Source organism: Pseudomonas sp. KH_021, assembly GCF_057838865.1.
Window position 1 is genome coordinate 2,413,664 of record NZ_CM174477.1, and the last position, 14,644, is coordinate 2,428,307.

14 protein-coding genes are annotated in these 14,644 nt (G+C 55.6%); 6 read left to right on the forward strand and 8 right to left on the reverse strand.

Annotated elements, in window-relative coordinates; translation table 11 throughout:
• Positions 1-64 precede the first annotated feature (64 nt).
• Both AC3IX4_RS11325 and AC3IX4_RS11330 read right to left on the reverse strand, forming a co-directional pair.
• Positions 65-661 (reverse strand): thiamine pyrophosphate-dependent enzyme, encoded by a 597-nt coding sequence (locus AC3IX4_RS11325; RefSeq protein WP_489260609.1) that lies wholly within the window; start codon positions 659-661, stop codon positions 65-67.
• Entirely contained in the window at positions 649-1,191 is a 543-nt protein-coding gene (locus tag AC3IX4_RS11330; RefSeq protein ID WP_489260610.1) for a thiamine pyrophosphate-binding protein, read from the reverse strand. Before AC3IX4_RS11330 ends, AC3IX4_RS11325 begins: the two co-directional genes overlap by 13 nt.
• Positions 1,192-1,395: 204 nt before the next feature.
• On the opposite strand from AC3IX4_RS11330, the gene AC3IX4_RS11335 reads away from it, so the two are divergent.
• A complete protein-coding gene (locus AC3IX4_RS11335) occupies positions 1,396-2,319 on the forward strand; it encodes a LysR family transcriptional regulator (protein WP_489260611.1) in 924 nt (307 codons plus the stop codon).
• 269 nt (positions 2,320-2,588) lie between these two features.
• Here the strand turns inward: AC3IX4_RS11335 and AC3IX4_RS11340 are convergent, their stop codons facing one another.
• The 5 genes from AC3IX4_RS11340 to AC3IX4_RS11360 all read right to left on the reverse strand — a co-directional run bounded on the left by AC3IX4_RS11340 (position 2,589) and on the right by AC3IX4_RS11360 (position 7,901).
• Positions 2,589-3,950, reverse strand: a complete 1,362-nt coding sequence (locus AC3IX4_RS11340) for an MFS family transporter (protein WP_489260612.1) — start codon at positions 3,948-3,950, stop codon at positions 2,589-2,591.
• Positions 3,951-4,091: 141 nt separating this feature from the next.
• Entirely contained in the window at positions 4,092-4,415 is a 324-nt protein-coding gene (locus AC3IX4_RS11345) for a 2Fe-2S iron-sulfur cluster-binding protein (protein WP_489260613.1), read from the reverse strand.
• An 18-nt stretch (positions 4,416-4,433) separates the two neighbouring features.
• Entirely contained in the window at positions 4,434-5,660 is a 1,227-nt protein-coding gene (locus AC3IX4_RS11350) for an NAD(P)/FAD-dependent oxidoreductase (RefSeq protein ID WP_489260614.1), read from the reverse strand.
• Between the two features lie 182 nt (positions 5,661-5,842).
• On the reverse strand, positions 5,843-6,877 hold the full coding sequence (locus AC3IX4_RS11355) for a hypothetical protein (protein ID WP_489260615.1): 1,035 nt from the start codon (positions 6,875-6,877) through the stop codon (positions 5,843-5,845).
• A complete protein-coding gene (locus AC3IX4_RS11360) occupies positions 6,870-7,901 on the reverse strand; it encodes an aromatic ring-hydroxylating dioxygenase subunit alpha (protein ID WP_489260616.1) in 1,032 nt (343 codons plus the stop codon). The genes AC3IX4_RS11355 and AC3IX4_RS11360 overlap by 8 nt, the downstream gene beginning before the upstream one ends.
• A gap of 509 nt (positions 7,902-8,410) precedes the next feature.
• On the opposite strand from AC3IX4_RS11360, the gene AC3IX4_RS11365 reads away from it, so the two are divergent.
• A complete protein-coding gene (locus AC3IX4_RS11365; RefSeq protein WP_489260617.1) occupies positions 8,411-9,463 on the forward strand; it encodes a 2,5-dihydroxypyridine 5,6-dioxygenase in 1,053 nt (350 codons plus the stop codon).
• A gap of 44 nt (positions 9,464-9,507) precedes the next feature.
• Here the strand turns inward: AC3IX4_RS11365 and AC3IX4_RS11370 are convergent, their stop codons facing one another.
• Positions 9,508-9,927 (reverse strand): MarR family winged helix-turn-helix transcriptional regulator, encoded by a 420-nt coding sequence (locus AC3IX4_RS11370; RefSeq protein WP_489260618.1) that lies wholly within the window; start codon positions 9,925-9,927, stop codon positions 9,508-9,510.
• A 220-nt stretch (positions 9,928-10,147) separates the two neighbouring features.
• Here AC3IX4_RS11370 and AC3IX4_RS11375 point away from each other — a divergent pair, with 220 nt between their 5' ends.
• From AC3IX4_RS11375 to AC3IX4_RS11390, 4 genes are all read left to right on the forward strand, one after another.
• On the forward strand, positions 10,148-10,606 hold the full coding sequence (locus AC3IX4_RS11375; protein ID WP_489260619.1) for a MarR family winged helix-turn-helix transcriptional regulator: 459 nt from the start codon (positions 10,148-10,150) through the stop codon (positions 10,604-10,606).
• Between the two features lie 1,028 nt (positions 10,607-11,634).
• Complete coding sequence (locus AC3IX4_RS11380) at positions 11,635-12,453, forward strand: hypothetical protein (protein WP_489260620.1); 819 nt, start codon at positions 11,635-11,637, stop codon at positions 12,451-12,453.
• A 28-nt stretch (positions 12,454-12,481) separates the two neighbouring features.
• Entirely contained in the window at positions 12,482-13,915 is a 1,434-nt protein-coding gene (locus tag AC3IX4_RS11385) for a purine-cytosine permease family protein (protein WP_489260621.1), read from the forward strand.
• Positions 13,916-13,930: 15 nt separating this feature from the next.
• Positions 13,931-14,620, forward strand: a complete 690-nt coding sequence (locus AC3IX4_RS11390; RefSeq protein WP_489260622.1) for a cysteine hydrolase family protein — start codon at positions 13,931-13,933, stop codon at positions 14,618-14,620.
• Positions 14,621-14,644 lie beyond the last annotated feature (24 nt).

Genomic DNA, 14,644 nt, shown 5'->3' on the forward strand with positions numbered 1-14,644 from the left:
GCGATGAACGCACCGCGGTGATACAGACAGACCGCGGCGCGTTCATCGCAGGCAAGCCTGGCTCCTACAGGGCGGGTAGCGACAGGGCGGCGCGGAAGCGATTCTTGATGTAGTGGCCGTCCCGGGGTGGAAGTACGCGGGGCGGGTTTTCGGCCTTGATCTTGAGGGTGGCCAGTTTTACGCCGTCGCGACTGGGGATACGCTCACGCAGATCATGCACGCCTTCCATATCGCGAATTTCGCGGGTCCAGCTGAAGCCACAGGTCTTGGCCACCTGATCAAGCTGGATGCCGAAGCCTGCGTGGCTGACCTGCATGCCGGTTTCACCAAAATGGCCGTTGTCGAGCACAGCGATGGTGAGGTTGGCGGGCTGTTGCAGCGCGACGGTGGCCAGGGCACCAAAGCCCATCAGCAGTTCGCCATCGCCGGTCACCACCACCACCGATTTGTCGGGCTGGGCGTTGGCCAGGCCCAGGCCGACGGTGATCGCACTGCCCATGGCAGCCCACAGGTAGTAGTTCTGGTCGTGATCGCCGGCCGCCATGACGTCGTAGGAGGCAGAGCCCAGGCCGGTGACCACCAGCAAGTCCTTGCGATCAGCCAGCAGCGCCTTGACCACTTCGCGACGGCACAGGGTGTGGTTGGCACTTACTTGATCCATTTCTTTTCTCCAATCAGGCGTTGGCCGAGCAGCAGGGCACAGGATGAATCACCGTTGAACGCCATGGTTGCGGCGCCATGCAGCAGGGGGGCGACATCCTGGGGGACGTCGGCCCGCCAGGTCATGACGTTCATCAGCTTCAGCGACTGCTCGGTGGCCTGGCCCATGGGGTTCTGCCAGGCGTTGAATTCGGCCCAGTCACCGCGCATGGTCACCACCATCAGCAGTGGGAAGCCGGCACAGACCTGCAGGGCGAGGGTGTTAATGCAGTTACCGACGCCGCTGGACTGCATCAGCAGGGCACCGCGTTCGCCACCGAGCCAGGCCCCGGCCAAGTAACCAATGCCTTCTTCTTCAGTGGTCAGCACGACGGCCTTGATATCGGGGTCTTCATAAGCCAGGCGGATGGCCGCGCTGTGGCCGGCATCCGGCACGAAAACCACGTGTTTGACGTCGTGGGCCTTGAGCACGCGGAACACGTCCTCTTGCCAATCCTGCCCGTTGGTGTGTTCAGCTTCTAGCGTTGACATGCCCGTCTCCCAAGCACTGCTGCTTTTTGTGTTTGATCCATTCTGGAGTGAGATCAGTGGCACGACGACTACCGTTTTTCTCTTTGTGATATGCCCATCCGGCATAGCTTGTGGGGAGGTTGGGCACGACCTATTGAAAAAATGTGTATAAACTTTTCGATGGCTGCAGCTGTGCAGCCCGTTGAAAACTTGACTGGTTGGCCTATGGACGTCGTTCAACTCAACACCCTGATTCACGTTGCAGAGCTTGGCAGCCTCAGCAAAGCGTCCGATCGCCTGCACATCGCCCAGCCAGCGCTCAGCCGGCAGATCCGCATGCTGGAAAAGGAATTGGGCACCTACCTGTTCGAGCGCCATGGGCGCGGCATGGTGATCACCGATGCTGGCCGAGAAGTGCTGGCTCACGCCACCCGGATCATGGAAGAACTGGAGTCGATCCGAAGCTCCACCGCCGGTGGGCGCGCATCATTTAGAGGCACGGTGGTGATCGGGACTACGCCGACGGTGGCGCAGATCATCACGGTGCCGTTGGTGACGCGTCTGCGCGAGTCGCAACCGGACCTTTCGATCCGATTCTCCTCGGCCTACAGCGGCTATTTGCTCGATTGGGTGCAGCGCGGCGAACTGGAGCTGGCGATTTCCTATGACCCACAGCCCTTGCACACCCTGCGCATCGTGCCGGTGATGATGGAAAACCTGGTGTTGGTCGGGCCGCCGTCCACAGGGTTGAGCCTGGAGCAGCCCGTACGCTTCGCAAGCCTGGCGGACCACGAACTGGTGATACCCAGCGCCCGCCATGGCCTGCGGGCCATACTGGATGAGTGTGCTCGCCAGGTGGATATCAAGCTGCAAACCCGCGTGGAAGCTGATTCATTCGGGGCGATGATCGACCTGGTGCGCAATGGCTTTGGGTTGACCGTGTTACCGCAGGCGTCGATCTACGCGCAGCTGCAGGACGGAAGCCTGTGTGCTGCGCCGTTGATCGACCCGGTGCCGATGCGCAAGCTGGTGTTGGTGTTTGCCGCCAATCGGCGGGTCAGCCAAGCGGCCAAGTATGTGGGCGATACCTTTGTCGAGATTGCGGCCGACCTGGTGGAGCGCAAGATCTGGGCGGGGCATATGCTCTGAAAAGCGTGCCCGCGGTTTACTTGCCATCACTGTAGGAGCAGACCTTGGTCGCGATGCAGACGCCACGGTGCATCTGGCAGAGCGCGGTGAAGCTATCGTGAGCAAGCTTTACTCCCACGCCGATTTCCGTTCACCCCGATATCGAGCAGTGAGCTTTTGATCTTGTGGGAGCCAAGCTTGCTCGCGATGGCATCACCGCTATGCCAGATGGACCGCGGTGAGGCCATCGCGACCAAGGTCTGCTCCTACAGGACCGAACCGGCGGTGAATCAGACGTGGGCGATGTGGCGTTTTGCGCCGGCTTTGAAGCCTGTGTTCTGCTCGATCTCGCCATCGCCACTGATATAGCCATGACGGCTCAGGTTTGGCATCAACAGGGCGGCTATGAACGTGATGCTGACCACCGCTGCGACGTAGAAGAAAAAGTGAGTCTCCATGCCGGAGGAACGAAACGACAGCGCCACATATTCGGCCGTGCCACCAAAGGCTGCGTTACCCACCGCATACGGGAAGCCCACGCCCAGTGCGCGTACGGCAGGCGGGAACAACTCGGCTTTGACGATGCCGGCGATGGGTGTGTAGAGCGAGGCGATCGCCAGGCCGCCGAACACCAGTAGAAAGGCCATGAACGGACTGCTGACCGACTGCAAGGCCAGCAGCAGGGGGATCACCAACAGCATGGCAGCGCCTGAGAACATCATCATGTGCGCCTTGATCCCGATGCGATCGGCCAGTAGCCCCAGCAGCGGTTGCAGGAGCATGAAGCCGATCAGGGCCGCGGTCATGATGAAACTGACCGTTTCCGGGCTCAAGCCTGCGCTGATCACCAGGAACTTCTGCATGTAGGTGGTGAAGGTATAGAAATACAGGGAGCCACCGATGGTGAAGGCGAGCACCAGCGCCACGGCGCGTTTGTGCTTGAACATGCCGCGCAGGGAGCCGGCATCCTTGCGATGCATCTCTTTCGTGGACGCGGTCTCATGCATCGAGCGGCGCAGATAAACCACCACGATGGCGCTGACGGCACCAATGAAGAACGGGATACGCCAGCCCCATTCACGCAGTGCTTCGTCGCTCAGTGTCTGCTGCAGGATCACCACGGTCATCAAGGCCAACAGCTGGCCGGCAATGATAGTGAAGTATTGGAACGAGCCATAGAAACAACGCTTGCCCGGCGTCGCGATTTCGCTGATGTAGGTGGCCCCGGTGCCATATTCCGCACCGACCGACAGCCCCTGTATCAGGCGCGCAACCACCAGCAGGGCCGGTGCGAACATGCCAATGCTGTCATAGGTCGGCATCACCGCAATCATCAGTGAGCCTGCGCACATCATGAACACCGAGATGATCATCGAGACCTTGCGCCCACGGGTATCGGCCACCCAGCCAAAGATCCAGCCACCGAGCGGGCGCATGAAAAAGCCCACGGCGAAAACCCCGGCAGTGGCCAGCAATTGCGAGGTGGTATCCCCTTTGGGGAAGAAAGAGGCAGCGAAATAGATCGCCGTATAGGCGTAGATGAAGAAGTCATACCATTCCACCAGGTTACCCGAGCAGGCGCCCAGGATGGCCTTGACCCGGTTGGGCGGGGGGCAGGTGTGCTCGGTGTGCTCCGATAGGGATTCAGACATGCGCTTATCCTCGAATCTTATTCTTGTGGTGCGCCGGGCAGGGGCTGCCCGGCATTGGATTCAAGGTAACGCGGTGGGGCCTGCGCTGTAAGACGCGCAGGTGGTCTAACTGATATGCCAGAATTTTATAGGGTGGCGGGTTTATGCGTACTGGGACTCAGGCGTTTTCACCACCAACCCCTCCAGGTGTGGATCTACTGTGATCTGGCAAGACAGGCGAGAGTTGATTTGCACGTCGGATGCGAAATCAAGCATGTCTTTCTCTACAGCGCCCATGGGGGGAAGTTTGTCCACCCATGAGTGATCGACATAGATATGGCAGGTGGCGCAGGCACAGGCGCCACCGCACTCGGCGACAATGCCTTGTATGTTGTGATTGATGGCGGCTTTCATCAGTGTCACGCCATCTTTTACGTCAACGGTCTGCTCGGCCCCATTGAAGGCTACAAAGGTAATATTCGTCATGGTCGGGTCTCACTTGAATCAGGCGCTAAAGGCATCGGCGGTAGGGCGTTGCTCATTACTGAGCATCTCTAGGTCGACGAGTTGACCCGTTAAAATGGCCCGTTTGGAAATAAGGAAGTCTTTGGCACTGTTAATGGTTTCCGCGGCTTCAAGCTGGCCGTCCCTTATATGGAATACCGAAATGCCATACCCCTCTTGGGCTTTTCGAACAACCGTCCTGGATTGGCTCGATCGAATCCCGACCATTTGCAGTTTGAGTTCGTATTGATCGGACCAAAACCAGGGGGCTTCGTCCTTGGGCCTTGGCGATTGGGTGATGGCGGCGGCAACTTTTTTAGCTTGCTCCAGCGCGTTCGGCACACTTTCAAGGCGAGGCATGACATGGCCGTCTGGCCGTTGGGTTCGGGTCACATCACCAATGGCGAACACGGCGGGATCCGAGGTTGACGCGTTCATGTCCACGATGATGCCGTCATCACACTTAAGCCCAGCCTCACGAGCGATGTCGTCATTAGGAACAGCGCCAATCCCGATCAGCAGCAGGTCGCATGGAACGCGGGTTCCATCGTCCAACACCACGGCGCAGATATGTTCGTTGTAGTACTCAAATTGTTTAACGCTGGTTTCAAACAGCAGGCGCACGCCAGCGGTTTGATGCGCGTGGGTGATAACGTCTGATATGGCCTGGGAGGCGACGCGGTTGAGTACCCGCGGCCCGCGCTCGATAACGGTGACCTCTGCGCCAAATTGACGGGCGGTGGCGGCGACTTCAAGGCCAATGAAACCGGCGCCCAAAATGGCGACGCGAGGGCTTTCGCGTTCAAGCAGGGTCTTCAATGAAATGGCATCTTTCAAGGTGCGAAGATAGGCCACCCCGTTGCGATACTCTGTGTTCAGCGTGCGGGCCTTCGCGCCGGTGGCAATGATCAGGAAGTCATATTCAATGGCACGCCCGCTCTCGAGTAAAACCACTTTCTGTTGTCGATCTATTGTGCGTGCGCTGTCTTCAAGATGACAGGTAACCGAGCTCTCTGTGTAATAGGCGTCTGGCCTCAGGGCCAGGTCTTCGGCCTCTACAGTACCTTTCAACCAGGCTTTGGAGAGAGGGGGGCGTTGATAGGGAGTACAACCCTCATCGCCAATCAACGTAATCTGACCCTCATAACCCAGTTGCCTGAGTTGATGGACAGCCGCACCACCCGCGTGCCCGGCACCAATAATGACGGTATGCGAAATTTTATTCATGTTCATAGTCGCCGTTGTTGATTGATCCACTGGAACTTATGTTCCTGTCGTACTTCCTGCTGTGCGGGCCTGTAGGAGCGACGGGGGCGCCTAGCCTTTAGCCGCGATGAATGCGCCGCGGTTTGTCTGATGCACCGCGGTGCGTTCATCGCGGTGGTCCGGCATTCCGGCAAGCCCAGCTCCTACAGTAGCCCGGCATTGTGCAGCGCTTGAGTTTCTTGCCAGGCACGGCGGATAAACTTGGCCGCCTCGACATTTTGTTGAAAAAGATCGTATTTGGCCGCGGCGCCATAGTCAGGGAGGTTGATCATCTCCGTCGTGATGTACTCAAGCGGGCTTTCAGGGTGGGTAATGTGATACTGCAATGCTTTGCGAATCGCCTCTTTCGACGGTTCTGTCAAAAAGGCATTCCAGTCAGAGTGCCACTCGCCAGGCCTGGGGCGGGTGATGGGGTATTGAATGCCGCGGGCAAATTCATCCGTCTCGGTTCGATACCACAGGTTTTTGGGTTGGTTGGGGGCCACGACGCGTAACTGCGTCCATTTCACAATGTTCAGATCAAGCCAGCGTTCGCACAAGCTGCCTTTTTCAAAAGGATCGAGCGTCATTTCAAAATTTTCGACTTCACGCCTGACACCCGATATGTCCAACTCGTGTGGGTTGTTCATTTTGAAAATGACGTGGCTGTAGTCGAGTGTGAAGTTGAAAGGGACGTCTTTTTCCTTGAGCTGCCGGGCGATGGGTTCAATACGTCGAAAGTCTTCCGTCCACATATTGACGTGCAGTTCGAAGCTTGGCTCGACGCCGACGCGATCTCCGAATTCGTAGGCGCGAAGGTAGTGGTCGATGATCTGCTCGTCGGTGAGCGTCAGCCCCTCATTGTCATGAGTGAAGGTCATGATGTTGTGGACCTTCGCGCCCACTTCGCTGCAGATTTTCAAGTTATCGAGCAATCGTGCGTCATCGGCCGCATCGCCCAGCTTATAAAACCAACTGGCGGTCAATACCGGGAATTGAAACTCGTCGATCGACGCCAGGTATTCCTGAAGGTTAGAGCGCAAGGGAAGGCGGTCGAAGTAATCGAATACACCGGCTTGCTTGACCAGTCGAAACTGCTCGCGAATCGACAGTTCTTCCTGCCTGACGGGGTGGTCGATGGACGATTGCTGAACACCGCGCCCGTTGCATCCGAGGAAAAATGCCTTGTCATTATTCATGGGTAACGGCCTCCGCCTGAATCATGCGGTCAACCATGCGGCGCATCCGCTGGGGGGCTGCGTCGATGGCGATTCGCACAGGGCGGCGGCCTGGATAATGCTGTTCGGCATCATCAATGGCTTCAAGAATCGCCTTGTCTTCTGCAAACGCGACGCGGAAGTCATCAGAGAGTTGTTTGTTGACTTCGTCGGTGGCCTGGAAATTTTTAACGTGCAGCCAGTAATCGATTGAGGTGTGTGCATCCACCGGCCGGATGAAGTGACACGCAAAGATTCGAATGCAGCCGTCGAGATTTCCTTCAGGGGCGCCAGTGCCTGTCTCTGCGCTACCAAAGTCGATGACAGCGATGCTCGGCGCGTAATAATGGTAGTAATGCCAGCGGTCGACGTTGCCTTTGAAGTTTCCGTATTTCGCGAATACCGGAATCGCAGGGGCATCGATGATCCAGCGCCAGGTGAGCACCTTGTCCTGCATCTCTTCGTAATGAACCGGGATGTTTTCACCCGAGGCGTTACCCAAGGTGCTCAGGTGTACAAAATTCACGTGAGCCGGGTCGCAAAGATTGTCTGCAAGGTTCAGGTAGTCTGCTTTGATCAGCAACCCATCGCCCTGGACTGCACTCCACTCAGGTGAATGATATTGCTCAAGGTCAAAGACTTTGGACGTGTCTGCCAGGGAAGGATCACCCATCCATACCCACACCATGCCCATGTTTTCGTGGGTGGGGAATGACCTCACCACGGCGCTGGCGGGAATATTGTCCTGGCCTGGAACCCGCACGCATTTGCCAGAACAGTCGAACGTCAAACCGTGGTAGCCACATTCCACATCGTCGCCCCGAAGCTTGCCCGCCGACAGTGGCAACAAGCGGTGAGGGCACGCATCTTCAAGCACGGTAACGCCGCCATCGGTTCTGCGATAGGCGACCAGGCGTTGTTCGATCAGGGTGTATGAAACCAGCGCTCGGCTGACATTACTGGACCACGTCAAGGGGTACCAAGTATTGAGAACGTATTTTGTCATTGTTTTGTCCATTTTCATCAGGCCTCTGCGGGTAGCGATGCATTTACCTAGGCCCTCATCGGCCGCTCTTGGTGATCAGCGATGAGGTGTTACGGATTAAGCCGTATTGTGCGTATACAAGCAATACTGATGCCGACCTTTTGATTTTCAGAAAAACGCCGGATTTATGGGCTTTAGATCCATAAATCGATATTTTCAGGCCTTCTATTTTTTCTGTAATGGGTGTATGCGCACAAAAAAATATGCGCTTTTCTTCCCTGGCTGTGTGGGCGGGTAACAATTGAGTGTGTACAAGTGATTAGATTGGTAACGCGTTGATCAGGCTCCGTGCTGTGGTAGCAGCAGCGTCACCGAAAAATACGTAGCGTGCGTTCTTTTATTGCTTTTTGCTTCTCTTGCACAATGGATAAAAGTGATACATATTTGCAAAATATAGATGTGTACACTGTAATTTTGCGCTTATGCAGCCCGCCAGTGGTGTCGGGTGGCTTGTTCAGAGGAGAGGAAAAATGGCAGTCAGTGATGGTGAGTTGGTGCAGATGTTCGAGCATGTATTGAAGCTGTCGAGGGTTGATGCCACCCAGAGCGTCGCCGTCCTGAAGAGTCACTATTCCAACCCGCGAACCGTGCGGGCCGCTACCGAGGCAGCGCAGCGGCTGGGGGCGAAGGTGTATGCGGTAGAGTTGCCGTCGTTCAATGCGTCGGTGGCGATGGGCAACGACATGACCGCCTACTGCGGCGACACGGCCTTGACCGGTAACCTGGCAGCCCAGCGGGCGCTGGAAGCGGCAGACCTGATTGTTGACACCATGATGCTGCTTCACTCCCCGGAGCAGGAGCAGATCCTTAAAACGGGCACGCGAATTCTGCTGGCCGTTGAGCCACCAGAAGTGCTGGCGCGCATGCTGCCGAGTGAGGCGGATAAGGCGCGGGTGCTGGCGGCTGAAGAAATGCTGAAGGCGGCCAGCGTGATGAGCGTGCGCTCAAAGGCGGGTAGCGATTTCCGGGCGCCCCTGGGTCAATACCCTTCGGTTACCGAGTATGGTTTTGCTGATATGCCTGGGCGATGGGACCATTGGCCGAGTGGCTTTCTGTTTACCTGGCCCAATGAAGACAGCGCGGAGGGGGTGCTGGTGTTGGATGTCGGGGACATCGTGCTGCCCTTCAAAAATTACTGTCGCGAACGCATTACCCTGGAAATCGAGAAGGGTTTCATCACGGGTATCCATGGCGGTTTCGAGGCGCAGTACCTGCGCGAATACATGGCTTACTTCAAAGACCCTGAGGTGTATGGGATTTCCCACATAGGCTGGGGATTGCAGCCGCGCGCCCAGTGGACCGCCATGGGGCTGCATGACAAAAATGATGGTATGTGCATGGATGCTCGAGCGTTCTACGGCAACTTCTTGTTCTCGACCGGCCCCAACACTGAAGTCGGGGGCAAGCGCAAGACGCCTTGCCATCTCGATATTCCGCTACGCCACTGTGATGTCTATCTGGATGACAAGCCTGTTGTAATCCAGGGGGATGTTGTCGCGCCGATAGGCTCGTTGGCTAATTAGCATCGGCGGGGCCGGGCTCAGTATTGAAGTCGAGTCCGGGGGCTTCAGGTTTCAGTGGCGGGTTGTGCGCCATTGAGAATATCCAGCAACGAAATAAACGTGCGTTGTTGTTCGGCGGTCAAAGGTGACATCGTATGCTCGCCCACCAAATAAGCGGCGCCGCTATGAGTGGCATACAACTTTTTGCCTTCCTCGCTTAGGCCAATCAATAGGCGTCGCTTGTCTTCTTTGTCGGGTGTGACCTCGATGAGTTGGCGACTGGACAGTCGATTGACGACGCCTTTGATGGTGGAGGTATCCATCCCTGTTACTCGGCCCAGTTGATTTTGAGAGCAGACGTTCATTTCATGAAGCTTGGCGAGTACCGCCCATTGTGTGGGCGTGATATCAGGAATGGCGGCGGCGAAAATAGCGCAGCTGCGTTGGTAAACCAGGCGTAGTTTGAAGCCGACTTGGTCGTTCAAGTCATAGGGGTGAGGCCTCTTTTGCTTCATGCTGAAACTCACTGCTGTTAACTATTAATGAGAAGGTTGTGGCACTAGCGTCGTGAGCGACCGGCGCAGGGGATAATAGCATAGGGTTGAATAAGCGATAAGGTCTGCGCGAGGGGCGTGTTGCTAATTCAATCCGAGCATTATAGACTTTGATCTTTTATTATGGCATCGACAGGGAGAAACACCGCGTATGCATTCTCCGCGCGTAGGGACGTTAATTCGTAGGCTTCATCAGCGCAACCAGGCGGTGTGGAGTGCGATGTGCATAGACCCCAAAATCACATCCGTACAAACGTCGACACTTTCCATTTTGCTCGAAGAGGGGCCACTCTCATTAAGTGAATTGGGTATCTTGGCATCGATGGACTTGGCCACGACACGCGGCGTCGTGGACAGGCTTAAAACACAAGGGCTCATCACCTTGGTCAAAGATGTCGATGACAAAAGGAAGATGATTGCCGGTCTTACGGACAGCGGAAAAAGCTATATTGAAGCGATGCTGCCGGTCATGGATAAAATTCTGGATAGAACCTTGGAGCCCTTGAATCCGGCAGAGCGTTTGGCGTTTGAGTTTATCATTCGAAAAATACTCGCCGCCGAACTAGGCAACGATTTCGTTGAGAGCAGTGATGACTCGCAGACGGCCTGATGACGCTGGCTGAGCAGTCGACTTGCCCTCGTCTATCGCTCAAGAACGCACTGGCTTTATCTTCTTACCCTTGCGTCTTCCACGGGTGCTGGTGGATGCGAGCGGTCTTTTTACCCGTCGAAAAAATTAAGCCATTGATATAAATAGGTCTTTATCTATTGCTTCGGTAGCAGGCTTGATTGCCTTCAGCTTTTCGCTGACGGAATGTGACGTGTGCATCCTTAATTTTCTTTTCAAGCCCCGCTTGCTTGGCGCGGGCGGGATGATGTGTGGGCGATCCAGGGGGCTTTGCTTGTTCTCGCGCAGCCACGGACTTCTGGGTAGGGCGCACCTTGGAATGAGGTGCGCGATTGGGCGCCAAAACAACCTAGAAGAATAGGTTGGGGTTGTTTCAAATGCCAAGTTTGACGAATTTCTTGTCGTAAACAGGAAGGCTTACGGGTCTTTAAGCGCTTTGCTTGAAGGGGCTGGAACCCCTACAACACCCATGACTCCTGGGGTGGAGAGGGGGCGGTAATCTGCATGTCGGATGAGCGGCATGCTCGATTGCGACAGGTCGTGTGTGTACGCCCAAAACACCGATGACAATAGGATGTACACGCTGTAGTATCGGACTCGTAAGCAGCTGGAAGGCGCGACACGGCTGAAGCCTAAGAGCAGCTCGATGACGGATTCGTCTAGGTATTTAGGGTGCTTTGTATGGTTTTGGTCGTCGGGAATAATGTGTGAAGCAATCGGTTCACTAGGCGCGCAAAGAACGTATGCGCTGTTAACGTACGCGGAAATCGCGATGTGATGCCTGCCCCTGTGTGAGGGGCCGATACACCTCTTTATTTCATCGAGGCGGTCATCTATGAAAACAACAACCCACCCCTCAATGCTGGAAAGGTCAATGCCCTCAGCGTCACCCCCTTGTGTCTGATTTAAAGGATTCAGCAGGGCTCACCGTTCTTTGGGAGCCTGTGTGATGTCGCGGCTGGCCAGCCGCGCAACGTAGCACTGATTTAACCTTAATCGAGATAATAAAAATGAAAACAAAAATAGCGTGGGGCTCGGTTTTTATCGGAGGTGCATTACTGGCCTCATTCAGTGCACACTCTGCTCCCTGGAGTGATAATTCATTAGGTGTCCGGTACGGCACGCACTTTTCCGAGGCGGGCATCGGTCGCGGTATCACCAAAACTATTTATAACTTCACTCATGTGAACGGTGACGACTATGGTGTGAACTTCTTTACGTTGGATACGCTCGTCTCAGACGGTCAAGATCCGGCGGTGAACAGCAACGACGGTGCCCAGGAAATGTATGGCTTCTACCAAAGAACCGTGCCGCTCTCTGTGTTTGGGTTGAGTTCAGCGCCTGACGATGCACTAAGCAGAGTGTCTGCGTTATTGAGGGTGGACTTGGGCACAAAAAATACCGAATTCAGTTCTCGCCCCCGGAAGTTTCGTCTTGGCCTTAATTATTCGATGCCCCTGGAGAAAGGGCTATGGGACATGTACGTAAGTGCGTATAAAGAGACCAATCATAACGGTATCGTGGGGCAGGATGTCAGTTACGATACCACGTGGTCTGCGGGCACCGTTTGGAGTATTCCGATGGGGCCGGGTGAGATTGGCGGGTTTGCTTGCGTTATCGGGCCCAAAGGAGAAGACGGGTTTGGTAATGATACAAAAACCGAAGTATTGGTGCGGGTCAGTTACTTGTTCAATATCGGCGCCACGGGGTTGAAGGCCGGCGTGGCCTATGAGCATTGGCGCAATATGTATGGATCGGATGAATCGATTGACCATACCGGTGGTTCTCGGGGTAATACCCCACTGCTTATCACGGAATATCATTTCTGATTAGCCAGTCTTCTGGTGGAGACCTAACATGTCCAATGCTTCGAAAGTCAGCACTCCTCTTTTGGATCACCTCGATCACGCGACCGATGATGTCGATCAGGCACAGCATGATGATTATGCGCGAACGAGAGTACCCGACCATGCCAAACGCAGTGCCGGCGCTGTTCTGAGTGTGCTGGTGGGTTTTGTCACGGCGTTTTTCTTTGTCTTGGTGGGCGGTCTGTTCCTGAATAAAAGTGGCGCCGCGTCGACCTGGATCGCGCTGGCCATTTCGTTCTGTATGCTGATTGTCCTTACCCTGATCGTCTCGCACACCGCTTCAAAGGAGGGGTTGACCGGGGAACTGCTGACCCGAGGTGCAGGTTTTGGCGCCGCGGGCTCGGTACTCACGACATTAATCTATGCCGGCACCTTTGTTATCTACGCGGGAGCAGAGGGCCAGATACTGGCGCACTCCATTGACCAGATTTGGGACCTGCCTGATCACATTTGGCATGTCCTCGTGGCAGTGATCTTCCTTCCGATGGCTTGGAACGGAATCAGTGCCATGACTAAAATCTTGAGTTGGACGATCGTGCTGTACGTCATTCTCCTTGCGTGGGCGATCATCGTCGCCTGGAACAAAAACGCAGGTATGCCTGACGATATTTTTACGGCGATGCCGCCGGGTGCAGTCGGGGGCGTGGTGGGTGTGGTTGGCGTTCTTGCTGCGTTGGCGGGTACGGTCGGCATCAACCCCTTCGAGGCGGCGGATTATAATCGCTTCATCCGTCCCGCTGAGTTCAAGCGCAAGGCTATCTATAGCGTCGTGCTTCCGTATGCATTGCTGTTCTTCGGGGCCATTCCTCTGGGCATGTATTTCACGCTGATTACCGGCAGTGCTGACCCTTCGATCTACTTTATTGGCTTGCTGGGGCTGGTGCCGGGTGTCGTGTTGGCCTGGGTGTCGCAGATCCGGGTGAACTTGACCAACCTTCACGTGAGCTCCGTGGCGTTTGCATCGGGTTCTGAAATCGTCGGCGCGAGTCAGTTGGGTCGCCGTTTTTGGCTCTTGGGCGTCACCGTGGCGTGCATCGGGTTGATGTGGTTTGACGTGCTAGGCAATCTGTATGTATTCCTGCAGTGGACGGGCATCTTTTTGCTGTCCTGGGTGGCCTGTGTGGTCGCTGACATTACCGTCGTACGGGGCCTGCTTAAAATCGTGACGGGGCCCATTGAATACCGTACCTCGAAAATTCGTCGGTATAACCCGGTGGGCATCACCGCGCTGCTGGTGGGCACCTCTGTCGCCTCCTACCTGTGGTTGACGGTGAGTGACCCCATAGTGAATGGCCTGGCGGCTTATATTGGATTCGTTGTCGCCTTTGTGCTTCATGTTGGGCTCGCCGTGGCGACCAAGGGGAGAACGTATTTCGCTGATTCCACGGACTCGCGTATTGCTAACCGCGAAACCATAAAATAATAAAAGGTAACCTCTATGCACCCTACCCAGATCCAACCTGATATCCGTGCTCGCTATTACAAGATGAAAGGAGGGCAGGAATTTGCTTACCGAGAGGTAGACGCGCGTTGTGCGGCGCATCTGGTTATTGATATGCAAAATGGATTTGTAGAAGAGGGCGCGCTGTTAGAGGTTCCCATGGCTAAACACATTATTGGGAACATCAACTCACTGTCTCATGAGCTGCGCGAGCGGGGAGGCGTGAATGTGTTTTTGCGCTTCACCACGACCACCACTGGCGATTGGGCTGTCTATTTTCAGGGTTTCCAGAGTGATGAATTTGCGAGGACTCAGGTCGCGGTTTTTCAGGATGGCTCCCATGGGCATGCGTTGGTCGCGGGGTTGGAGGTGAGTCAACAGGATCTTGTTTTAAACAAAACACGATTCAGCGCCTTCACCCATGGGCATTCGCACACCCTGGAGGTGCTCAAGGCGCGTGGCGTGGATACGGTGTTCATTTCAGGCACCTTGACCGACTGTTGCTGTGGTGCAACGGCTCGCGACGCACATCAATTGGGCTTTAAGGTCATCTTGGTTGTCGATGCCAATGCCGCGTTGAGTGATGCTGAACACAACGCATCGGTCAATGCCTTGGCGGCCTGGTGTGCCGATATCAGAACGACAGAGCAGGCCATCGCGTTGCTTCGGGGAGAAGCGCACGAGTGACATGTAGGAGCGGCTAAAGGCTAG